At 71.2% G+C, this 19,854-nt stretch carries 22 protein-coding genes; 6 read left to right on the top strand and 16 right to left on the bottom strand.

From position 1 onward, the window contains the following. Nucleotides 1–30 precede the first annotated feature (30 nt). Nucleotides 31–630 carry a dephospho-CoA kinase gene (coaE, locus tag ACQBAU_RS09035; protein WP_465256600.1) on the top strand — a complete coding sequence of 200 codons (600 nt, stop codon included), beginning with the start codon at nt 31–33 and terminating at the stop codon, nt 628–630. Between the two features lie 30 nt (nt 631–660). Here coaE and ACQBAU_RS09030 read toward each other — a convergent pair whose 3' ends face one another. The 11 genes from ACQBAU_RS09030 to ACQBAU_RS08980 form a co-directional block, all read right to left on the bottom strand. Next, nucleotides 661–1,209 carry a lysophospholipid acyltransferase family protein gene (locus tag ACQBAU_RS09030; RefSeq protein ID WP_434550567.1) on the bottom strand — a complete coding sequence of 183 codons (549 nt, stop codon included), beginning with the start codon at nt 1,207–1,209 and terminating at the stop codon, nt 661–663. Next, a complete protein-coding gene (locus tag ACQBAU_RS09025) occupies nt 1,206–2,738 on the bottom strand; it encodes a lactate racemase domain-containing protein (RefSeq protein WP_465256599.1) in 1,533 nt (510 codons plus the stop codon). The genes ACQBAU_RS09030 and ACQBAU_RS09025 overlap by 4 nt, the downstream gene beginning before the upstream one ends. 46 nt (nt 2,739–2,784) lie before the next feature. Further along, nucleotides 2,785–5,148: an HAD-IB family phosphatase gene (locus ACQBAU_RS09020; protein ID WP_465256598.1), complete on the bottom strand. Its 2,364-nt coding sequence runs from the start codon at nt 5,146–5,148 to the stop codon at nt 2,785–2,787. After that, nucleotides 5,145–5,876 (bottom strand): bifunctional 1-(5-phosphoribosyl)-5-((5-phosphoribosylamino)methylideneamino)imidazole-4-carboxamide isomerase/phosphoribosylanthranilate isomerase PriA, encoded by a 732-nt coding sequence (priA, locus tag ACQBAU_RS09015; protein ID WP_434550570.1) that lies wholly within the window; start codon nt 5,874–5,876, stop codon nt 5,145–5,147. Before priA ends, ACQBAU_RS09020 begins: the two co-directional genes overlap by 4 nt. Nucleotides 5,877–5,932: 56 nt before the next feature. Then, the gene (locus ACQBAU_RS09010) at nt 5,933–6,772 is read right to left on the bottom strand and encodes an amidohydrolase family protein (RefSeq protein ID WP_465256597.1); all 840 of its coding nucleotides are present in this window, start codon (nt 6,770–6,772) and stop codon (nt 5,933–5,935) included. Between the two features lie 76 nt (nt 6,773–6,848). Further along, entirely contained in the window at nt 6,849–7,490 is a 642-nt protein-coding gene (hisH, locus tag ACQBAU_RS09005) for an imidazole glycerol phosphate synthase subunit HisH (protein WP_465256596.1), read from the bottom strand. Beyond that, nucleotides 7,487–8,101 carry an imidazoleglycerol-phosphate dehydratase HisB gene (hisB, locus tag ACQBAU_RS09000; RefSeq protein WP_465256595.1) on the bottom strand — a complete coding sequence of 205 codons (615 nt, stop codon included), beginning with the start codon at nt 8,099–8,101 and terminating at the stop codon, nt 7,487–7,489. Before hisB ends, hisH begins: the two co-directional genes overlap by 4 nt. After that, nucleotides 8,101–9,270 (bottom strand): histidinol-phosphate transaminase, encoded by a 1,170-nt coding sequence (locus tag ACQBAU_RS08995; RefSeq protein ID WP_465256594.1) that lies wholly within the window; start codon nt 9,268–9,270, stop codon nt 8,101–8,103. The genes hisB and ACQBAU_RS08995 overlap by 1 nt, the downstream gene beginning before the upstream one ends. Nucleotides 9,271–9,278: 8 nt before the next feature. After that, entirely contained in the window at nt 9,279–10,592 is a 1,314-nt protein-coding gene (hisD, locus tag ACQBAU_RS08990) for a histidinol dehydrogenase (RefSeq protein WP_465256593.1), read from the bottom strand. Between the two features lie 63 nt (nt 10,593–10,655). Then, a complete protein-coding gene (locus ACQBAU_RS08985) occupies nt 10,656–11,198 on the bottom strand; it encodes a TetR/AcrR family transcriptional regulator (RefSeq protein WP_465256592.1) in 543 nt (180 codons plus the stop codon). Next, nucleotides 11,195–13,171: an MFS transporter gene (locus ACQBAU_RS08980; protein WP_465256591.1), complete on the bottom strand. Its 1,977-nt coding sequence runs from the start codon at nt 13,169–13,171 to the stop codon at nt 11,195–11,197. The genes ACQBAU_RS08985 and ACQBAU_RS08980 overlap by 4 nt, the downstream gene beginning before the upstream one ends. Nucleotides 13,172–13,231: 60 nt before the next feature. Between ACQBAU_RS08980 and ACQBAU_RS08975 the strand changes: the two genes are divergently transcribed. Next, on the top strand, nt 13,232–13,960 hold the full coding sequence (locus tag ACQBAU_RS08975; protein ID WP_465256590.1) for an AzlC family ABC transporter permease: 729 nt from the start codon (nt 13,232–13,234) through the stop codon (nt 13,958–13,960). Next, complete coding sequence (locus ACQBAU_RS08970; RefSeq protein ID WP_434550579.1) at nt 13,957–14,271, top strand: AzlD domain-containing protein; 315 nt, start codon at nt 13,957–13,959, stop codon at nt 14,269–14,271. The genes ACQBAU_RS08975 and ACQBAU_RS08970 overlap by 4 nt, the downstream gene beginning before the upstream one ends. 69 nt (nt 14,272–14,340) lie before the next feature. On the opposite strand, the gene ACQBAU_RS08965 is transcribed toward ACQBAU_RS08970, so the two are convergent. Further along, nucleotides 14,341–16,164, bottom strand: a complete 1,824-nt coding sequence (locus tag ACQBAU_RS08965) for a DUF222 domain-containing protein (RefSeq protein WP_465256589.1) — start codon at nt 16,162–16,164, stop codon at nt 14,341–14,343. 145 nt (nt 16,165–16,309) lie between these two features. On the opposite strand from ACQBAU_RS08965, the gene ybaK reads away from it, so the two are divergent. Beyond that, nucleotides 16,310–16,801 (top strand): Cys-tRNA(Pro) deacylase, encoded by a 492-nt coding sequence (ybaK, locus tag ACQBAU_RS08960; RefSeq protein ID WP_465256588.1) that lies wholly within the window; start codon nt 16,310–16,312, stop codon nt 16,799–16,801. 2 nt (nt 16,802–16,803) lie between these two features. Here ybaK and ACQBAU_RS08955 read toward each other — a convergent pair whose 3' ends face one another. The 4 genes from ACQBAU_RS08955 to ACQBAU_RS08940 form a co-directional block, all read right to left on the bottom strand. After that, nucleotides 16,804–17,280: an NUDIX hydrolase gene (locus ACQBAU_RS08955; protein ID WP_465256587.1), complete on the bottom strand. Its 477-nt coding sequence runs from the start codon at nt 17,278–17,280 to the stop codon at nt 16,804–16,806. Nucleotides 17,281–17,311: 31 nt separating this feature from the next. After that, complete coding sequence (locus ACQBAU_RS08950) at nt 17,312–18,073, bottom strand: cytidylate kinase family protein (protein WP_465256586.1); 762 nt, start codon at nt 18,071–18,073, stop codon at nt 17,312–17,314. Beyond that, nucleotides 18,066–18,605: a hypothetical protein gene (locus ACQBAU_RS08945; protein ID WP_465256585.1), complete on the bottom strand. Its 540-nt coding sequence runs from the start codon at nt 18,603–18,605 to the stop codon at nt 18,066–18,068. The genes ACQBAU_RS08950 and ACQBAU_RS08945 overlap by 8 nt, the downstream gene beginning before the upstream one ends. A 115-nt stretch (nt 18,606–18,720) precedes the next feature. Beyond that, nucleotides 18,721–19,095 carry an aldo/keto reductase gene (locus tag ACQBAU_RS08940; protein ID WP_465256584.1) on the bottom strand — a complete coding sequence of 125 codons (375 nt, stop codon included), beginning with the start codon at nt 19,093–19,095 and terminating at the stop codon, nt 18,721–18,723. 33 nt (nt 19,096–19,128) lie between these two features. Here ACQBAU_RS08940 and ACQBAU_RS08935 point away from each other — a divergent pair, with 33 nt between their 5' ends. Further along, nucleotides 19,129–19,380 carry a nitroreductase/quinone reductase family protein gene (locus ACQBAU_RS08935; protein WP_465259487.1) on the top strand — a complete coding sequence of 84 codons (252 nt, stop codon included), beginning with the start codon at nt 19,129–19,131 and terminating at the stop codon, nt 19,378–19,380. Nucleotides 19,381–19,497: 117 nt separating this feature from the next. Further along, nucleotides 19,498–19,851 carry a cupin domain-containing protein gene (locus ACQBAU_RS08930; protein WP_465256582.1) on the top strand — a complete coding sequence of 118 codons (354 nt, stop codon included), beginning with the start codon at nt 19,498–19,500 and terminating at the stop codon, nt 19,849–19,851. Nucleotides 19,852–19,854 lie beyond the last annotated feature (3 nt).

Below are 19,854 nucleotides of genomic sequence, written 5' to 3'. Positions count from 1 at the left end.
TAGGCTCTGCGTCATGGTGTGCGAGGGCTCATGGTGTTCGTGGGGTTGACCGGCGGGATCGCGTCCGGCAAGTCGACGGTGGCCCGGACGTGGGCCGGGCTCGGCGCGGTGATCATTGACGCCGACGTGCTGGCCCGGGAGGTGGTGGCACCGGGCACCCCCGGCTTCGACGCCGTACGGCAGCGGTTCGGCGAGCACGTGATCGGCCCGGACGGCAGTCTCGACCGGCCCGCGCTGGGTCGGATCGTGTTCGGTGACGCAGCGGCTCGCCGCGACCTTGAGCAGATCATCCACCCGCGGGTCGTCGACCGGACCCATGAACTGCGCGAGGCCGCAGCGCCCGGGGCGGTGGTGGTGCACGACATCCCGTTGCTGGTCGAACTCGACCGCGCCGGCGACTACGACCTGGTGGTGATCGTGGGCGCCTCGGCCGAGACCCGGCTGCGGCGTCTGGTGGAGTTGCGCGGGATGGCCCCCGACGCCGCCCGGGAGCGGATCGCCGCCCAGGCCGACGACGCGGCCCGGCGGGCGGTGGCCGACGTGTGGCTGGACAACGAGGGCACCGAGGCCGACCTCATCGCCGCGGCCGAACGGCTCTGGCACGAGCGGCTGCGCCCCCTCGCCTCCTGAAGGACACTCGCCTCCTGAAGTACGCCCGCGTCAGGACCAGATCGCGCGTCGGTCGGCGTCGCCGCCGTGGTGCGGATCGGTCCGCAACCAGTGCTGCCGCCAGCCGCCGGCCGGTGGGCTCGGCACCGTCGCGTCGTGGAGGTCGACCGAACCGGAGACGACCTGCCACCAGCCGTGCTGCTCCTCCGCCGCGAGCGCTTCGCCCGCGTCGGCGACCCGATCACCGAAGGTGGCGGCGTCCTCACCCTCGGCCGGCGCCAGCGGCCGACCGAACCTGACCCGTACGGGCCCACCGGTCCAGGCACCGCCGACCCACATCGGCACCACCCGTACCGGCAGCAGTTGCGCCAACTGCTCCGAGGCGAGGGTGACGCTGTCGACCAGGATCGCGACCGACGGTCCGCGGCGGCGCAGCCGGTCCCCCACCGTCGGGGTCACGAAACGGACCCGGCGGCCCGGCAGTGCGGCCCGCACCGTGGCCGGGGTGCCGTCGACGACCCAGAACACGCACGGGTCATCGACCTCGGACAGCACGTCCGCGCCGACCACCTCGGCTGAGGTCCGAATGCGAGAGCTCACTTCGAACCCGCCACGTCGGCCACCGCGTACGGCGGGTTGTGCAGGTAGGCCAGTGTGGTCGCCTGCCCGGCGCCGACCATCTCGAGGGCATCGCCGAGGGTGGAGGCGGCCCGGAAGCCCATCAGCTGGCACACCTCGCGGTTGCCGCCCACCCACACCACGTCGGTCAGCGCCGACCGAGCCGGCTCGAGGTCGTACCAGAGATGGAACGGCTGCCGGGCGTGGTGGGCCTCCGAGGTCCGGTACAGGTGTCGGTACCAGTCGTCCTCGGCGAACCTGTCCTCGTGCGAGGCGACGGTGGTCGGGTCGTTGCCTTCGGGCAGCACGGCGGCGAAGAAGTCGGCCGTCGCGACGTGGTGCCGGTGGAACCGCGGCTCGGCGTCGTCGAAGATGATCATGGCGCCACCGTCCCGGACCACCGGGGTCCCGGTGTGGCTGCCGTACGCGGTGTGCAGGCCCAGATGTGCTGCCAGCAAGGGATTCAGCTCGGCGCCGACACCGTGGCGCGAGACGTGACCGGTGCCGGTGAGCAGCACGTCGACCTGCTCGGCGAGCGGGACCGCGCGCCCCTCGGTGAGCTGCCGTACGGTGACCGCTCCGGTCGCCTCGGGAGGTCCGGCGACCGCCGACACCACCCCGGCACGGGACCGGGCCTGCCGCAGCATCCGACCGCGGGCCCGGTACGGCAGCACCCGCTGCACACCACGGGTGCCGGCGAGCACGGCCTGCTCCTTGAGGTTCCACTCCCATTCGCGCTTGGCGAGGAAGGACAGGTCGGAGCCGAAGGGGTCAACCTCGACGGCGACCTCGACGGCGAACACGTCGACCGACTCGGCGATCACCCGGCCGACCCGATCGGCGGCAGCCGCGTCGGCGCCCGGCTGCCGCAACGCGCTGATCGTGGCCTCCGAGCCGAGCCCGGTGGCCAGCCCCGCCGGCCCGGCGAGCGCCGCGGAGTCGGTGACGGTGACCATGATCACCAGGTCGGACCCGGCGACCCGGCCGTTCACCGCGACCGGCCGTCCGTCGGCCTCGCCGACCTCGGTCAATTGCGCGCCGTCGGTGGCGTCGTGCTGGCTGATCCGGCCCGAGGGTGCGAACGACTCGTGGACCCGGCGGCCCAGCACCTGCTGCAGTTCGGTGTCGCTGAACCGACGGCCCAGACCGCGGGCGCAGACCAGTTCGACGTCGTCGACACCGGCCGCGGCCGCCAGGGTCAGCACCTCCTCGACGGCGATACCGCGGGGGTCGGGCTCCCGCAACGCGGGGACGGTCGACGCGGCACCGGAGAAGGCGATGGTGAGTCGCATCCCGGGGCGGAGCCGGTCGGCCAGTGGAGCACCGGCGACCGGTGCGGCCAGGGCGTCGGCCACGCTGGTCCGGACGGGGGCACCGGGCAGGGTCGGCTGCGGGCCGTACAACACCTTCGTGCCGTGACGGAACCGCTCCAGGTGGACGCCGGTCCCGCTGTGCACGGCCAACGCCGGGGTCCGGTCGTTGACCTCGTGGACGAATCCGGGGCGTGCCATCAACGGTCTCCTGTCAGTTCGGTGCAGTCGGTGGTGTCGCCGGTGTTCATGACGGCATCACCCAGACCGGTGTTCGTGGTGTGCTGGCCCAGTCGACGATGGTCCACTGGTTGGTGCCGGCGGCCCGCATCAACGGGATGTCGGGGCTGACCGCGACCGGGTTGCCGACCACCGACAGCCACGGCAGGTCCGAATGCGAGTCGGCGTAGGCGAAGGACCGCTGCAGGTCGACCTCGTGCAAGGTGGCGTAGTGGTGCAGCCAGGCGGCCCGGGACTCCCCCACCAGCGCCGGGGTCGACAGGTAGCCGGTGCACCGACCGCTCGCGTCGGTGTCGAGGTCGGCGGCCACGATCGTGTCGAACAGCGGCATCAGCGGCCGGGTCAGCGGCCGGATCACGCCGGTGATCAGGATCGTGGTGTGGCCGGCCGCGCGGTGCTCCCGGATCCGGCGGATCGCCTCCGGCGACACCCGGTCGAGGATGTGGCCGGCCATGTGCTCGTCGACGAACGTCTCCAGGGCGGCCAGGTCTGCACCGGCGTAGCGCCGGTACATCGCGCGCAGGAAGCTGCCGCGGTCCTTGCGCTCGGCGCGCAGCCAGCCGGGCAACGCCCGTACCAACGACCCCAGCTCGGCCACCTTCTCGGCCGCGCCGAGCTCGGGCAGCCGGGCCCACAGGTACTGCTCGACGACGTTGGTGCGCATCACCGTGCCGTCCAGGTCGAACACCGCAACCACCTCCGACCGGTCCGGGTCCGAGTCGGTACGCGGCGTGAGCGGCTTCATCGTGGTGGGCCGGTTGCCCCGCTTGCGACGCAGTGCATCCATCCGCCGGACCGGCTCGGTGATCGACGGACAGTGCACCTCCTCCAGGTACGTCGTCCAGTCGTAGTCGGCGGTGTCGAAGGCGAAGCTGTCGACGTCGTCGGGGTGCAGGCAGTGGTGCAGCCGCAGCGTGTTGTCGTCGACGAAGTGGAGCTCGGACTGGGCGTACTCGTTGTACAGGCCCAGGTAGCGGGCGAGGAAGTCGAGCCGTCGCTTGGTCCGGTCGAGGTTCTTCGCCAGCGCTCGGGCCGGCTTGGACCGCGGCACCCGGCGCAGCACCGCTTCACCGATCTTGTGGGATCGCTCCGAGGTGGACAGGAATCGCTCCACCGACGCGGCACCGGGGAACTTCCACACCGGCAGCGAGGCGACACCGCGGTCCCCGCCGACGAACGGGTGGGCGAGGAAGTAGTTGCGGACGTGGCGGTACAGGTCGGAGAAGGTCAGCGGGTTCCGTGCGCCGGACGACACGTGGTAGAACTCCGGCCGGCCGGGCTCGGGGTTCGTCGCGCACACCGCCAGGATCGCGTTCACGACGTGGTCGCACGGCACGATGTCGACCACCGAGTCCGGTGAGGCGGGGAACTCGGGCAGGTCACCGCGGCCGTACGCCAGGATCAGCGGCTCGGCCATCTTGAAGCCTTCGATCCACCCGGGGTACGGGTGCTTCCACGACGACTCGACGATCGCAGGGCGGACCACCGACACCGGGATGTCGGCACCGACCTCGGCCACCACCCGCTCCCCCAGCGCCTTGGTGAAGGTGTAGACGTCGGTCCAGCCCAGGGAGCGGGCCCGTTCGGTGCCGGCGGTGACCAGTTCGGCCTCGACCCACGCCTTGCGGCGCCGTTCGGTGTCGGCGGCGGTGGTCAGGTAGCCGGCCTGCCGATGCTCGAGTTCGGCCTCGGTCCGCAGTTGGGTGAGCCGCTCGGAGGTACGCGACTCGGCCTCGACGAGGGCACGCAGGCCCAGGCCCTGTTCGGTCTCGGCGCGGTGGTCGATGTCGTGGACGTGCGCCGCCTCGGGGATGGCGCCGCGGCGGCGGCCGGCGGTGTAGGCGGTGGAGATGTGGACGTAGTGCGGGGTCTTGCCGGACCGCTTGCCGGCGGCCAGCATCTGCTCCATCAGCCGCTCGGTGCCGACCACGTTCGTGGTGAACGCCTGGTCGATCGGCGGGTCGAACGACACGTCGCCGGCACAGTGGACGACCACGTCGAGCTCGTCGGGCAGCTCGGGGACGTTGGGCAGGTCGCCCTCGATCACCACGATCCGCTGCTCCAGCAGGGCTTCGGTGGAGCCGGCCGCGGCGACCAGCTCGGTGAAGATCTTCTTCTTCAGCAGGCTGAGCACCCGGGACCGGGCGTCGGCCGAGCCCTTGCGGCGGACGATCACCCCGGCGGTGGTGGTCGGCAACTCGGTGAGGATCTTCCACAACAGCTGCTCGCCGATGAAGCCGGTCACCCCGGTCATCACGATCATCTTGTCGGCGAGCAGGTCGGCCAGCCGGCCGTCCAGCCCGGGGCCGGTGGTGGTGACCCGCCCGGCCCCGAAGGTGAGGGCGGGGGCAATGGTGGACGACTGGGTCACGGTCGGCCCGCCGCCACCGCGAGCGCCTGGGGCAGCTCGACGTTGCCCACGTACAGCGCGGTGCCGATGATGGCGCCCTCGACGCCGATCGGGACCAGCCCGGTCAGCATCTCGATGTCGCGCAGCGACGAGACGCCACCGGAGGCGACGACCGGGGCGTCGGTGTGTGCGCAGACGCGGCCCAGCAACTCCAGGTTCGGGCCGGACAACATGCCGTCGGAGGTGACGTCGGTGACGACGAAGCGGGCGCAGCCGGCCGCGTCGAGTCGTTGCAGGGTCTCCATCAGGTCCCCACCTTCACGGGTCCAGCCGCGGGCGGCGAGCTTGTCGCCCTTCACGTCGAGGCCGATCGCGATCCGGTCGCCGTGCTCGGCGATGATCCGCTCCACCCACTCGGGCTGTTCCATCGCGGCGGTGCCGATCACCACCCGTCGGCAGCCGGTGCCGAGTGCCCGCTCCAGGCTCGCGTCGTCGCGGATGCCTCCGGACAGTTCGACGTCGACCTCGACCTCGTCGATCAGTCGGCCCAGCACGTCGGCGTTGCTACCCCGCCCGAAGGCGGCGTCGAGGTCGACCAGGTGGAGCCACCGGGCCCCCTGGTCGATCCAGCGCCGGGCGGCCGCGGCGGGATCGCCGAACCGCTTCTCGGTGCCGGCCACGCCCTGGACGAGCTGGACCGCCTGGCCGTCGACCACGTCGACGGCGGGGAGCAGTTCCAAGGAAGTCACCACGGCACCCTATCCGTTGCGGACCGGCTGTTCACACCCCAGCAGGACGGGGCCGGTCAGGCCGAGAGGCCGAGCCGGGCCAGCGGGTCGCCGGCCAGCATGCTCTCGACGGTGTCGGGGTTGACCCCGGGCAACGTGCCTGCGGTCATGGACGCGATCTCCCGCAGCCCGGCGGCGGCCTCGGCGGGCGTCCAGAACGGGTAGTCCGAGCCGAACAGCAGCTTGTCGGTGACCCCCCACTCCTGGGACCGGACGAGTGCGTGGAAGGCGTCGAATGGCCGCGCCCACGACGCGGACACGTCGGTGAACACGCGCGGGTTCTTGCGGCACACCAAGAAGGCCTCGCGCTGCCACGGATGGCCCATGTGGGCGATGATCTGGGTCAGCCCGGGATGCCGGGCGGCGACCACGTCGACCAGCAGCGGGTCGGCCCACCGCAGGTCGGCGGCCTTGCTCGGGGAGGCGCCCATGTGCCACAGCACGACCACCCCGGCCTCGGTGGCGGCGCGGTAGAACGCGTCGTGCCGTTCGTCGCGCGGGTCGAACCCGGCCAGCACCGGGTACAACTTGACCCCGCGCAGGCCGAGCTCGAGGCCTTCGGCGAACTGCTCCATCACGTCGTCGTCGGACAGGTCCAACGACGCGAACCCGACCGTTCGCGTGGTGGTCCGGCGGCAGAAGTCGGCGACGAACCGGTTCGGGATCAGCACGCCCGCCTTCGTCGCGCGCAGTCCGAACACGAACGCCACGTCGACCCCGGCCGCGGCCATGTCGCGGTCGTAGTCCTCGGGCCGTACGTCCTCCCACTCCCGGTGGTACACCGGCTTCCAGTTGTCGTCCCACTCCGGCCCCCAGTGTTCGTGGGCCAGGCAGTGGGTGTGGACGTCGACGAACATCGGTGTGCCTTCTCTGCGGTGGTGGTGGTCGGGGTGTGGTGGTGGTCGGGGTGGTGGTGGTTGGACGGTCGCCCGGTCAGGTCGACGGCGCCTCGATCGTGCGGAGCCAGCGGCCCAGCAGGCCGAGCCCGGCGTCGTCGGACTTCTCGGGGTGGAACTGGGTGGCCAACAACCGGCCCGACTCGACGGCCGCGACGAAGGTGTCGCCGTCGTGGTCGGTGGTGTGCACGACGACTGGCCGTCCGGCGCGGGTGAGCCCGTCGGGGGCGTGGACCCCGTACGAGTGCACGAAGTAGTAGTGCTCCGGCTCGGTGAGCAGGCGTGCCCCGGCGCCGGCGGCGACGGTGTTCCAGCCCATGTGCGGGAGACGTCGTGCGGTCAGCCGTTCGACCTGGCCCGACAGCACGCCCAGGCCGGTGGTCGTCGTACCGTGCTCGTGTCCGGCCTCGAACAGCAGTTGGAAGCCGACGCAGATGCCGAGCAGCGGCTTGTCGGCGGCCGCCCACTCACGGACCAGGTCGACCGCGCCGATCTCGGTGAGTCCGGCCATGCAGTGGGCGAACGCCCCGACGCCGGGGACGACCAGGCCGTCCGCGGTCGCCGCGACCGTCGAGTCGCTGGTCAGCCGTACGGTCGCCCCGGCCCGGGTGAGCGCCCGGACCGCCGACCGCAGGTTGCCGGAGCCGTGGTCGAGTACGGCCACGACCGGTGGGGTCACAAGGTGCCCTTCGTGCTCGGCACCCCGTCGACCCGCGGGTCGATCGCGATCGCATCCCGCAGCGCGCGGGCGACCGCCTTGAACTGGGACTCGACGATGTGGTGCGGGTCCCGGCCGGCGAGCAGTCGGACGTGCAGGCAGATCCGGGCGTGGAAGGCGAGCGACTCGAACACGTGGCCGGTCAGCGATCCGGCGTACGGCACACCCGCGGTGCCACCACCGATCAGCGCGTACGTCTGCGCCTCCGACTCGCCGGTGTGCACACAGTAGGGCCGGCCCGACACGTCGACGACCGCCTGGGCGAGGGCTTCGTCCAACGGCACCATGGCGTCGGCGAACCGGCGGATGCCGCGCTTGTCGCCCAGGGCCTCACCGATCGCCTGGCCGAGCGCGATCGCGGTGTCCTCGACGGTGTGGTGGGCGTCGATGTGGACGTCACCGACGGTGCGTACGGTCAGGTCGAGCAGCCCGTGCTTGGCCAGCGCGTGCAGCATGTGGTCGTAGAAGCCGACCCCGGTGCTGATGTCGGCCTGGCCGGTCCCGTCGAGGTCGACGGTCACCGACACGTCGGACTCAGCGGTCTTGCGGGTCACCGTGGCGGTGCGTGCCATCAGTCCTCCTCGTTGTTCACGTTCGTCGAGCTTGTCGGGACGAGCTGGGTGTGCGGCAGGACTGCCGCCAGTGCCGTACGGAAGGCTGCCATGTCGGCCGGGGTCCCGGCCGACACCCGCAGCCAACCGGGTGGGCCGACCTCGCGGATCAGCACCCCGGCGTCCAACAACTGCTGCCACACCCGGTGCCGGTCGGCGAACCGGCCGAACAGCACGAAGTTCGCATCCGACGCAGCCACCTGCAGCCCCAGCTCGGTCAGCCAGTCCGCGACCGCATCCCGTTCGGCCCGCAGGGCGTCGACCTGGGCGAGCATCGTGTCGGCGTGGCGCAGTGCGACCCGGGCGACGGCCTGGGTGACCGCCGACAGGTGGTACGGCAGCCGGACGATCCGCAGCGCGTCGACGACGGCGGGGGCAGCGGCGAGGTAGCCGAGCCGACCGCCGGCGAAGGCGAACGCCTTGCTCATGGTCCGGCTCACCAGCAGTCGGGGGCAGGTCGGCAGCAGCTCCAGCGCACTGGGGGTGCCCTCGCGGGCGAACTCCTGGTAGGCCTCGTCGACCACGACCATGCCGTCGGTGGCGCCGTGCAAGGCCCGGATGGTATCGAGGTCGGTGCTGGTGCCGGTCGGGTTGTTGGGGTTGGCGACGATGATCACCGCCGGCCGTTCCCGCTCGATCGCGGCCAGTGCGGCGTCGCGGTCAAGGGTGAAGTCGGGCCGCCGGTCGACCGTCACCCACCGGGTGTGGGAGTCGCGGGCGTACTCGGGGTACATCGAGTACGTCGGCGCGAACCCGAGCGCGGTCCGGTCGGGTCCGGCGAAGGCGAGCATCACGTGCAGCAGCACCTCGTTGCTGCCGTTGCCGCACCAGATGTGGTCGGAGTTCAGGCCGTGGCCGAGGTAGGACGCCAGGTCGGAGCGCAGCCCGACCGCATCCCGTTCGGGGTAGCGGTTCAGACCGGCCATCGCCTCGGCAACCGCGGCAGCGGCCTCGGCGCGGACCTGCTCCGGCGGGGGGTACGGATTCTCGTTGACGTTGAGCAGGTGTGGCACGTCGAGCTGCGGCGCCCCGTACGGCTCCTCCCCCACCAGTTCGGGCCGCAACGGCAGCTCGGCCAGAGTGATCGGTGCGGTGGGAGCGACGTCGACCAGTGCCTGCTTCACCGGCATCGGCCTGATCATGAGCGCCCCCCGAACCGGACGGTGACGGCGTTGCCGTGCGAGGGCAGGTCCTCGGCGTCGGCGAACGTCTCCACGGCGTGGGCCACCTCGGCCAGGGCGTCGGCGGTGTAGGTGATCACGTGCATCGCCTTGAGGAAGCTCTTCACGTTGAGTCCGCTGGAGTGGCAGGCGCAGCCGGCCGTCGGCAGCACGTGGGTGCTGCCGGCGCAGTAGTCGCCCAACGACACCGGCGCGTACGGGCCGACGAAGATCGCCCCGGCGTTGCGGATCCGGCCGGCGACCCGTTCGGCGTCGGCGGTGTGGATCTCGAGGTGCTCGGCGGCGTACGCGTCGACCACGGCGACGCCCTGGTCGAGGTCGTCGACCAGCACGATCCCGGACTGTTCGCCGGTCAGCGCGGTGCGGATCCGGTCGGCGTGCTTGGCCTGCGGCACCTGCTCCTCCACCGCTTGGCTGGTCGCGGCCGCCAGCGCGAGTGAGTCGGTGACCAGCACCGCCGCGGCCATCGGGTCGTGCTCGGCCTGCGAGATCAGGTCGGCGGCGACGAACCGTGGGTCGGCGGTGTTGTCGGCCAGGATGGCGATCTCGGTCGGGCCGGCCTCGGAGTCGATGCCGACCATCCCGCGCAGCAGCCGCTTGGCGGCGGTGACGTAGATGTTGCCGGGCCCGGTGACCAGGTCGACCGGTGCGCACAGCCCGTCGACCCCGTGGGCGAACATCGCGATCGCCTGGGCGCCGCCGACGGCGTACACCTCGGTCACGCCCAGCAGGTGCGCGACGGCAAGGATCGCCGGGTGCGGCAGGCCGCCGAACTCCAGCTGCGGTGGGGAGGCGAGCGCAATCTGCTCGACGCCGGCCACCTGGGCGGGGACGACGTTCATGATCACGCTGGACGACAGGGGTGCGAGCCCGCCGGGTACGTACAGCCCGACCCGGCCGACCGGGACCATCCGCTGGCTGACCCGGGCACCGGGGGCCAGGTCGACGGTCTCGTCGGCCGACCCGAGCTCCACGGCCGCGACCCGGCGACGTCGGTCGATCGCCACCTCGAAGGAGGCGCGCAGGTCGGGGTCGAGCTCGTCGGCGGCCCGGGCGAGCTCGGCGGCGGGCACCCGCAGGTGCGCCGGCCGGACGTGGTCGAACTTCTCCGCGAACTCGAGCAACGCCTCGGCGCCACGCTCGGCGACGGCGTCACAGATGGGGCGGACGACGTCGAGCGCCGCCTCCACGTCGAAGGCGGCGCGTGGCACCAGGGACCGGTAGTCCGACCCGTCGCCACCCCTGCCTCGCAGATCCACGGTTCGCAACACGCCCTGAGTCTATGGACCGCCACCGACACGGTCACCGGGTTTCCGCGCACCAAGACCGGATCATCAGGCGGTGTCGGTGACGAACTGCTGGACGAGGGGGCCGTACAGGTCGAGCAGTTCGGCTCGGGTGCTGCCCTCGTGCACGCCGACGGTGCGCAGGCCGGCGGCGACGCCGATCAGCACCGACACGATCGCCGCGGCGTTGCGCCGGTCGGGGGTACGGTCGCCGGCCAGTCGGCCGACCTCGTCGAGCAGCCCGGCCCGGACCTGTTCCCGGGTCCGCTCGGAGTCCGGGGAGTCGTTGATCTGGCGGCACAGCTGCAGCCACAGTTCCGGCTCGTCCCGGTCGCGTCGGTCGAGGATCCGAGCGACCAAGGTCCGGCCCACGTCGGCGGCCGGCAGGTCGAGCTCGCCCAGCGGGATCTCCGGTGGCCCGACCTGGGCGAACAGCTCGGCCTTGCTGGCGTGGTGCTTGATCACCAGCGCCGGCGACACCCCTGCCTCGGCGGCGATGTCGCGGACGGTCACCGAGGCGTACCCGTGCGCCTCGAACAGTCGTCGAGCCGCCGCCAGCACGTCGGCGCGCCGGTCCCGTTCCGCGGTCATCGCACCAGCTCCAGGTCGTACGTCGTCGACTGCACGCCGGCGGTGATCTTGCCGGCTCCGGCGAGGCCGGAGTCGCTGTCGAACCCGGCGATCACGTAGTTGCCGGCCGGCGGCAGGCCGAACCGGTACTCGCCGTCCGGGCCGCTGCGCATCCGCGCGACGGCGGCCCCGGTCGCCTCGGACAGCACCACGATCGCGCCCTCGACCGCCCGGCCCCGCACCCGGACCACCCCGGACAGGCTGAGCGACTCCTCCAGGGCCACCATCGCGTCGGAGCCGTCCCCGTCGACGGTGACGACCTGGGCGCGCGGGGCGAACCCCTGGGCGTTGGCGATGACCAGGTAGTCACCCTTGCCGGGGACGGCGACGGCGTAGTTCCCGTCGTGGTCGGCCCGGGTCCAGTCGACCTGCCGGCCGTCGAGGTCGAGCACGGTCACCACCGTCGGCCGGGTGAGTTCGGGTCCCCGGCCGAGCAGTACCCGGCCACGGACCACGGTCTCCTCGGCTTCCTCGCCGGCGGGCTCCTCGACGGCGCCGGCCCCGATGCGGGTCCGGGCGGCCAGCCCGGCGGCGACCTTGTGGTCGGCCGGGATCAGCACGGTGATGCCGACGGCCAGCGCTGCACAGAGTCCGGCGATCCAGTACGCCAGGTGGATGCCACCCAGCGACGGCACCGGCAGCCCTTGGTGGTCGATGGTGAGTGCGGCCAGCAGGGCGCCGACCATGGCACTGGACGACGAGGTGCCGATGGATCGCACCAGCGAGTTGATGCCGTTGGCCGATGCGGTCTCGGTGATCGGCACCGCGTTCATGATCAGTGCCGGCATCGACGCGAATGCGATCGCCAGGCCGACGTTGACCAGCGCCGAGCCGACGATCACCTGGGCAAGGGTGTCGTCGAGGAACACCCGACCGAGGTAGGAGACCGCCATCACGCCGGCGCCGATCATCAGCGTGGTCCGACCGCCGAGGCGGTTGAGCATCTGCCCACCGATCGGCGCGATCACCACCTGCACCAGGCCGGCCGGCATCATCGCCAGCCCCGCACCGAGCACCGACAGCCCGAAGCCGTACCCGAGTCCGGTCGGCAGCTGCAACTGTTGGGTGGTGACCAGCAGGTTGACGAACATCGCACTCGCCACCAGCAGCGAGGCGAGGTTGGTCAGCAGCACCGGTCGGCTGGTGGTGGTGCGCAGGTCGGTGAGCGGTTCGTTGCTGCGCAGTTGGTAGGGGATCCAGACCGCGAACAGGATGACCGTCAGCGCCGCACAGCCGAGCAGCGGCGGGCTCGTCCACCCCCACGTACTGCCCTTGGAGATGACCAGCAGCAAGGTGGTCAGGCCCCCTGACAACAGCACGGCGCCGACCACGTCGAAGCGGCCGGGGGTGAGCACCGTCGACTCCGGAACGACGACGAACACCCCGATCACCGCGAGCACGCTCAAGGAGCCGGACAGCCAGAACAGCGCGTGCCAACCGAACTGGTCGGAGATCAGCCCGGACAGCGGAAGCCCGAGTGCCGCACCGATGCCGAGGGTGGCGCTCATCAGCGCGATCGCCGAGCCCACCTTCTCCTTGGGCAGTTCGTCACGCATGATGCTGATGCCGACCGGGATCAGCGCGGTCGCGAAGCCCTGCATCCCGCGGCCGATCAGCAGCATGACGAACGAGTCGCCGCCCACCGCGGCCAGCAACGAGCCCAGCGACATGATCGTCAGCGTGAGCAACACCATCCGCCGCTTGCCGAACATGTCGGCCGCCCGGCTGATCACCGGGGTGGCGACGGCCCCGGAGAGCAGGGTGATCGTGACCAGCCAGGAGCTGTCGTCGGGGGTGATGTCGAGCAGTTCGGGGAAGTCGGGCAGCAGTGGTACGACAAGGGTCTGCTGCAGCGAGGCGAGCAGCCCGCTGAGGGCGAGGACGAGGGTGATCAACCACGGGTTGCGGGAACGTGACACCGTACGAGTGAACACGCGTTCACCCGTCGAGTCGAATCGGCCCGCATGGTGGCGCGCGTGCCACGATGGGGTGCGATGACCAGGACCGCTTCCACCCCGGGCCCGCAGCGGGCCGAACGCTCCGGGCTGATCCGCAATGCGATCGGGATCGGCGTGTACGCGGGGACCTTCGGGATGGCCTTCGGTGCCTTCGCCGCGACCACCGGACTGGAGTTCTGGCAGATCATGGTGCTGAGCGTGGTGATGTTCTCCGGAGCCTCGCAGTTCGCATTCGCCGGGGTGGTCGCGATTGAAGGTGCCCCGGTCGCGGCGGTCGCTGCCGCCGTGTTGCTGGCGGTCCGCAACGCCTTCTACGGGGTCCCGTTGTCGCGGGTGCTGCGTCGTGACGGGTGGCGGCGCTTCGCCACCGCCCAGTTGGTGATCGACGAGAGCACCGCGATGTCACTGGGCCGACCCCACCGCACCTCACAGCGGTTTGCCTTCTTCGCCGGCGGCCTCGCGGTCTTCGTGCTGTGGAACGTCGGTACGGTGGCCGGGGCGCTGGCCGGTGGTGCGATCGACCCGGAGCGGTTCGGCCTGGGCGCCGCCGCACCTGCCGCGTTCCTGGCCCTGCTGTGGCCGGCGCTCACCACGGCCAAGGCCAGACTGGTCGCGATCGGCGGCGGCGTGGTCGCGTTCGTGCTGATCCCGGTGGCCCCGGCCGGGGTCCCGGTGCTGGCCGCCGCGTTGGTCGCGCTGGCCGCCGGCCTCACCCGTCGCGGGGAACCGACGCCGCGCCGTGACGTGAAGGCGACGGCCCGATGACCGCACTGTGGATCGCGGTGGTGGTGGCGTCACTCGCCTCCTACGCCATCAAGTTGGCCGGGCTGTCGTTGCCCGAGGCGTGGCTCAACCATCCCACCGTGCAGCGGATCGCGCGTTACCTACCGCTGGCGTTGCTGTCGGCACTGGTGGCGGTCGAACTGTTCGACGGTGGTGGCGGCTGGACGATCGACTGGCGCGTCTGCGTCGGGGTTGCGGTGGCGGTGGTGTTGCTGCTCCTGAAGCGCGGCTTCCTGTTCGTGTTCCTGGCCGCGATCACGGTCACCGCCGGCCTCCAGTTCGTCCCGTGGTGACCTGAGGGCAGGCCGACAGCCCGGCTCACCGCGCGGTCGTGCGGTGAGCCGGACTTGGCGGTACGGCCGTCAGGTCCGCCCTCGTGCTCGTTCCCCGTCGGCCCCTGGTCGTGCCGGCTGTTCGGGCGTGGCGGTGTTCCACACGGCCTGGGCAAAACGGGTGGTGCCGAGTGGGTGTGTGCCGTTGTGGTCGACCAGGTAGATGTGGCCGTGGGGCGCCCGGAACAGGAGTGTGCCGGGCTCGGGTTGTCGACGCGACCAGTCACCGTGGGTCACCAATCGGTGCTCCAGCCGCGACAGCGGCGCCAGGTTGGCGATCCGGGTCTGCCCGGGACCACAACCGGCTCGGTAGGGGATGGTGTGGTCGAGGTCGAGCTTGCCGCGGCTGGCGGCGAAGGGGAAGCTGCTGACGGGTTGCCGCAGCTGCATGTGGTCGCGCATTGCTTGGGGGATCTCGTACGCGTCGACCGGGGTCAGTCCGGCGGGGAGGTCGATGACGGGTCGGAGCTGGATGGTGCAGTCACCCAACCAGCCGCGGACCTGTTCGGCTGCTTGGGGGCCGAGCCCTTCGGTGCGGGCGACACCGGTGCCGGTGCGGACGGTCTGCTCAGCAAGATGAAGGTTCAACAGGACGCGGGGTCGGAGCTTGTCCGGGTCGAGCCGTCGCACGGCGGCGATGATCTCGGCCTCGGTCAACGGCCGACCCGGGGTGCCCGGATGTTCCGGACCGTCGGGGTCGGGCAGGTCAGGCTCTGGCGGTTCCGGGTCGTCGAACAGATCCGGTTCGGGCGCATCGAAGCCATCGCTCAAGTCGGGCCCGGCCAGGCTGCCCGTGGGACCGCGGTCGCCGACGGCAGCAGCTCCGTGCGGGCTGGCGCTGGGCCGGGCGTCGTCGTCTGGCCGGGTCCTGCCCGCAGTCCCTGTGTGGTCGTTGGATGTGCCGTCGGTCGTTCCCGCCGTCCCGCTCGCCGTGGCATCGCCGCCAGCACCGGCGTCGGTCCCGGCTGCTTCGTCGGCGCTGGCTTCGCCTTCCGTGTTCGGGGTGGGTGCTGTGAGGAGTTGGATGGCTCGGGCGGGATGGGCGAGGAGTCCGAGGGCGGTCGCGCGTCGGTTGTCCTTGCTCGACTCGTCACCCTGAGCGGCGAGGAGGTCGGCGAGTCGGTCGATGATCGCGTCGAGCCAGATCCCGGCGGCGGCATCGACCCGGGCGTAGACGGTGGTGAGGCCGTGGTCGTCGGACTGGCCGACATGGACCTTCTTGTCGGCCTTCCCGACCAGGTCGGCGAGCTGGGCGGCGCGTTCGGGGTTCGCTTCGATGATCGCCGCGTCGACCAGTGCTTGGAGCCGTCCCCACGGGAGCCGACCGAGCAGGTCGGCGATCGCGGCATCGACAAATGCGGCTTCGTGCTTGGTCAGGTGGCGGGTGGCTTGGGCGATCCGGCGGGCCTGCCACGCCTCGATCTCGGTCTCACAGATCCGTGACCACAAGCGTGGGAGCCGGTGCCGCAGATCCAGCGCGTCACCGATCAGCCGGGCCCCGGCCCAACTGGACGAGTGCAGCTGTGCGGCGAGTTCCGCAGCGGCGAACTCCGCGACCAGCGGGGTGCCGTCCCCACCCAACCGCACGGCCCGCTCCGCACCCGGCACCAGCTGCAGGGTGGTCGTGGTGGGGAGGGTTTCGCCGGGATGGAGGTCGGCCCAGTCGGTCGCGCTGATCAGTTCGTTGCACTCGGTCGCCATTTTGAGCCGACGGCTGCCGGTCAGCTGACTGATCACGATCTCCGGCGTCAGCGGCAGGAGCTGGGGTGGCGGCTCGTCGTCGTAGGGCACGTCGAGCCCCGGGTCGGCCGGATCGAACGGCCGACCACCCTCAGGACCCGAGTATTGCAGCACGTGTTCGATACTAAACGCCGCCACCGACAACAACCGACGGAACAGCTCACACCACCCACCCAGGCCTCACCTTCGCCAGCACAACCTTCAAGGTCAGGGCACGGAGGTGGCGCCACCCGGATCCCCGACGTGGCAGGCTGCTGCCGTGGCGAAAGCGAAGAAGGGCAGCTCCGGCACTCCGGCGACGCAGGCGTTGACAGCGGCAGCCATCAGCCACACGCTGCATCCGTACGACCACGACGCCGATGCCACCCACTTCGGCGCGGAGGCCGCCGAGAAACTCGGTGTCGACCCGGCCACCATCTTCAAGACGCTCGTCGTCACCGACGGATCGGGCCTGGCCGTCGCCGTGGTGCCGGTGTCGAGTCAACTGGACCTGAAGGCCATGGCCACCGCACTCGGAGCCAAGAAGGTGACGATGGCCGACCCGCAGGTCGCCGCCCGGAGCAGTGGGTACGTCGTCGGGGGCATCTCCCCCATCGGACAACGCACTCCCCTGCCGACGGTGATCGACTCCTCGGCCCAACGACTGGAGTTGATCATGGTCTCGGCGGGTCGGCGAGGACTGCAGGTCCAACTGTCACCGGCCGACCTCGCACAGACCACCGGCGCCTCGTACGCCCCGATCGGCCGCTGAGGTCACCCGCCGTGGCGTTCGAACCGCGCCACTCCCCCGGCCAGTGCCGCCTCGATCCGCTCCCGCTGCGTCGCGGAGACCTCCGGCAGGTCGTCCAGTCCGAACCAGCCCACCTCGGTGTTCTCCCCGTCCGCCGGCGACGGCTCGCCCGACACGTACCGGCAACCGAACACGAGGTCGAGGAACTGGGCACGGTCACCGTTGGGCCAGGTGTGTGGCGGCAGCACATGCACCCAGGCCAACCGCTCGGCGACCACCACCAGACCCGCCTCCTCCAGCACCTCCCGCTCGGCCGCGTCGGCCGGCTCCTCACCGGGATCGATGATCCCGGTCACGCTGGTCCACTGGCCATCGTCGGCCCGTCGGGCCAGCAGCACGTCACCGTCATCGCGCCGCACCACCGCGGTGACACCGCTCAACCACAGCGACTCGTGACCGATCTTCTCCCGCAGGGACACGATGAACTCGGGTGTCGGCATGCCGGCGACCGTAGCGCGCTGGCCAAGCCCTTCAATGACCGGGTGCCCGGATCGCCGACCCGCCAGAGCTCGCCAGGTCACGTGCGTCGGCGACCCGCAGTCGGACCGTCGTGTGGCACTCCTGTCGTCCGCACTCGCAGTCGAAGTCGGCGGCAGCGTCGGAGGACACCGGGGTGAGAGGCTTCGTCGCCGGGCTGAGGTACTGCGAGATGATCGAGGCGTTCCCGTACCGCAACATCGCCTGCCGTTCACCGACGGAGTCGGCACATGGCCCGGCAGCGAGGACCGGAGCCAAGGCATCCGTCACGGCCCGGATCGTCGCCTCGATGTCCAGCCCGTCGACGATGATCAACTCGCCGGGCACCTGGCTCTCGCCGTCCAACCAAGGCGCCAGCCGCTCCCACGTGACGAGGTGGCGGGGTGGGATGCCGTCGGGGTGCCGACGCTCGAGTCGGCTGCGCTGGACCTCGCGGGACGGCCACAGCCACACCGCGTGCCCACCGGCCGACGTCAGCGACGGCAGGATCGGATCGCCCTCGACGACGACCAAGGGCGCGTTCGGAAGGGCGCGTACGTCGTCGAGCACCATCGTTCCCCGGTCATAGCGATCATGACCCGGCCCCCGGTCCGGCAGTGGCACCCCCAACGCAGCCGCTCGTTCCCGGTGCACCCAGGTTCGGGTGTCGGCACCGTACCAGCGCAGGCCGTGGCGGCGGGCGAGCCGACGTGCGACCGTGGTCTTTCCCGCGCCGGCCGGCCCTCCGACCCAGATCACGTGCGACAGGTCAGCCATCCGTACCGACGTCCCCCGCTGGCTCACGCGACCGTGGCGGGTTCGGTTCACCGCCGATCTCGCCGTCGCGGGCCACGGCGGTGATCACCAGGAGAGCCCCGACGGCACCCAGCACCCAGATCGCCAGTGCGACCGGTGACCGGAGCGCGAAGTCGATCTCGACCACGTCCCCCGGCTGGGCTGCGGCGGCCCGGGCGGCCATGTCCTTGGGGCCCAGCGCGGTGCCGACCAGCCAACACAGCAACCCCGCCAGCAAGGCGGCAACCGCGGCAAGCGGCACCACCGGCCAGCCCCACCGACGGCCTGCGACGAACCAACACACGATGCCCAGGCCGATGCCCACCGCGAGGCCGATCACGGCGTAGATGACGTCCGCGACGATGAACCGGGTGAGCCCCTGCTCCGAGATGTAGGCCTGCCCGTCGGCGGCCACGATGTACCCCGGCAGCACGGTGACCGACTCCCACAGCACGCCGGCAAGCAGCCCGACGACCACGGTGGTCACACCGAGGATGATCAGGCGTCGAGCCACGCGGCCTCCTGAGCCTTCTGCAACACGGCCAGAGTCTACGGATCCATGTCGACTCAGGGTGCCACGACCGGTTGGACGTCGGTCGTCATGCTCGAGCCGGCGGCCTGATCACCGTTCACCCCGCCATGGGTGGATCGAGCCGCGCGAAGCCAGCTTGTCGACGGTACGGGAAGTGCGGGTACGGCGCCTCGGTGTTGCTGACCGCGTCCAGTCGCGTCACCTGCTCCGAGGTCAGCGCCCATCCGACCGCGCCGAGGTTCTGCCGGAGCTGCTCGGCATTGCGGGCACCCACGATCACCGACGACACGGTGGGTCGGCGGAGCAGCCAGTTCAGCGCAACCTGTGGCACGGTCCGCTCCACCTCGTCGACGACCTCGTCGAGGACGTCGTACAGCAGTTCCTGGTCCACCGGCGGACCGAACTGGGCGGTCCGGTGCAGCCGGCTGCACACGACCGGTCGGAGATCAGGCCGCAGCCGGGCAGTGATCATCGCCTACTTCGCCGACGGTCGGATCTCGTCGTGATGGCGATGAACGGGTGGGGTGAGGCACATCCCGCCTGGTGGCTGAACCTGCAGGCGAACCCGGACGCCACCGTCGTCCTCCCCGGCGGCGAGGAACGTGCAGTGCGCGCCACCGAGGCCACCGGCAACGAGCGGGACCGGCTGTGGGCAACCTTCCGCACCCTCGAGGACGACGGTACGGACCTCGACGCCCTGGCCGCGCTCCGGTCGCGACGGACACCGGTCGTCGTGCTGGCGCCGACGGTCGCCTGACTCCTCAAGACGTACCGAAGGCTAGGATCGCGTGGATCGCGGAGGCCGGGGAGCCGCGCGGGCGACCCCGACGAACGTCGAGGCTTTCACCAGCGCGAGGAACAGAGGGGGAACACCATGATCAGCATTGACTCGTTGGGCACCGAACTCGAGGTCGACACCCGCAACCGCGGCAGCATCTCGGGCGACGTCGTGCGCTCGGCCCACTCGGCCGGTGAGATCGGCACGGTCCGCACCGGCATGTGGGAGGTGACCCCAGGCACGTTCGAGGGCCACTGGACCAGCGAGGACTGGGAGATCTTCACGGTCATCGCAGGTCGCGGGACCTTCACCACCGACGACGGCGAGGTCCACCAGCTCGTCCCGGGCGCCCTGTTCGTCATGCCGCCGGACACCCACGGGGTCTGGGACGTGCAGGAGACGCTCCGCAAGACATTCGTGTTCCCGATCGAGAGCGCCGACCGTCGCTGATCG

This window comes from Carbonicoccus niuqiaonis (assembly GCF_050157065.1).
GTDB lineage: Bacteria > Actinomycetota > Actinomycetes > Propionibacteriales > Propionibacteriaceae > Avipropionibacterium.
The sequence above is the reverse complement of the archived record's forward strand: the minus strand, read 5'-3'. Positions and strand labels throughout refer to the sequence as shown.

Bases quoted from the DNA above. Each gene is read 5' to 3' on its own strand.
- coaE (WP_465256600.1), top strand. From the start codon at position 31: ATGGTGTTCGTGGGGTTGACCGGCGGGATCGCGTCCGGCAAGTCGACG.
- ACQBAU_RS09025 (WP_465256599.1), bottom strand. From the start codon at position 2,738: ATGGCACGCCCCGGATTCGTCCACGAGGTCAACGACCGGACCCCGGCG.
- ACQBAU_RS09010 (WP_465256597.1), bottom strand. From the start codon at position 6,772: ATGTTCGTCGACGTCCACACCCACTGCCTGGCCCACGAACACTGGGGG.
- hisB (WP_465256595.1), bottom strand. From the start codon at position 8,101: ATGGCACGCACCGCCACGGTGACCCGCAAGACCGCTGAGTCCGACGTG.
- ACQBAU_RS08995 (WP_465256594.1), bottom strand. From the start codon at position 9,270: ATGCCGGTGAAGCAGGCACTGGTCGACGTCGCTCCCACCGCACCGATC.
- ACQBAU_RS08985 (WP_465256592.1), bottom strand. From the start codon at position 11,198: ATGACCGCGGAACGGGACCGGCGCGCCGACGTGCTGGCGGCGGCTCGA.
- ACQBAU_RS08975 (WP_465256590.1), top strand. From the start codon at position 13,232: ATGACCAGGACCGCTTCCACCCCGGGCCCGCAGCGGGCCGAACGCTCC.
- ACQBAU_RS08970 (WP_434550579.1), top strand. From the start codon at position 13,957: ATGACCGCACTGTGGATCGCGGTGGTGGTGGCGTCACTCGCCTCCTAC.
- ACQBAU_RS08955 (WP_465256587.1), bottom strand. From the start codon at position 17,280: ATGCCGACACCCGAGTTCATCGTGTCCCTGCGGGAGAAGATCGGTCAC.
- ACQBAU_RS08950 (WP_465256586.1), bottom strand. From the start codon at position 18,073: ATGGCTGACCTGTCGCACGTGATCTGGGTCGGAGGGCCGGCCGGCGCG.
- ACQBAU_RS08940 (WP_465256584.1), bottom strand. From the start codon at position 19,095: ATGATCACTGCCCGGCTGCGGCCTGATCTCCGACCGGTCGTGTGCAGC.
- ACQBAU_RS08935 (WP_465259487.1), top strand. From the start codon at position 19,129: ATGGCGATGAACGGGTGGGGTGAGGCACATCCCGCCTGGTGGCTGAAC.
- ACQBAU_RS08930 (WP_465256582.1), top strand. From the start codon at position 19,498: ATGATCAGCATTGACTCGTTGGGCACCGAACTCGAGGTCGACACCCGC.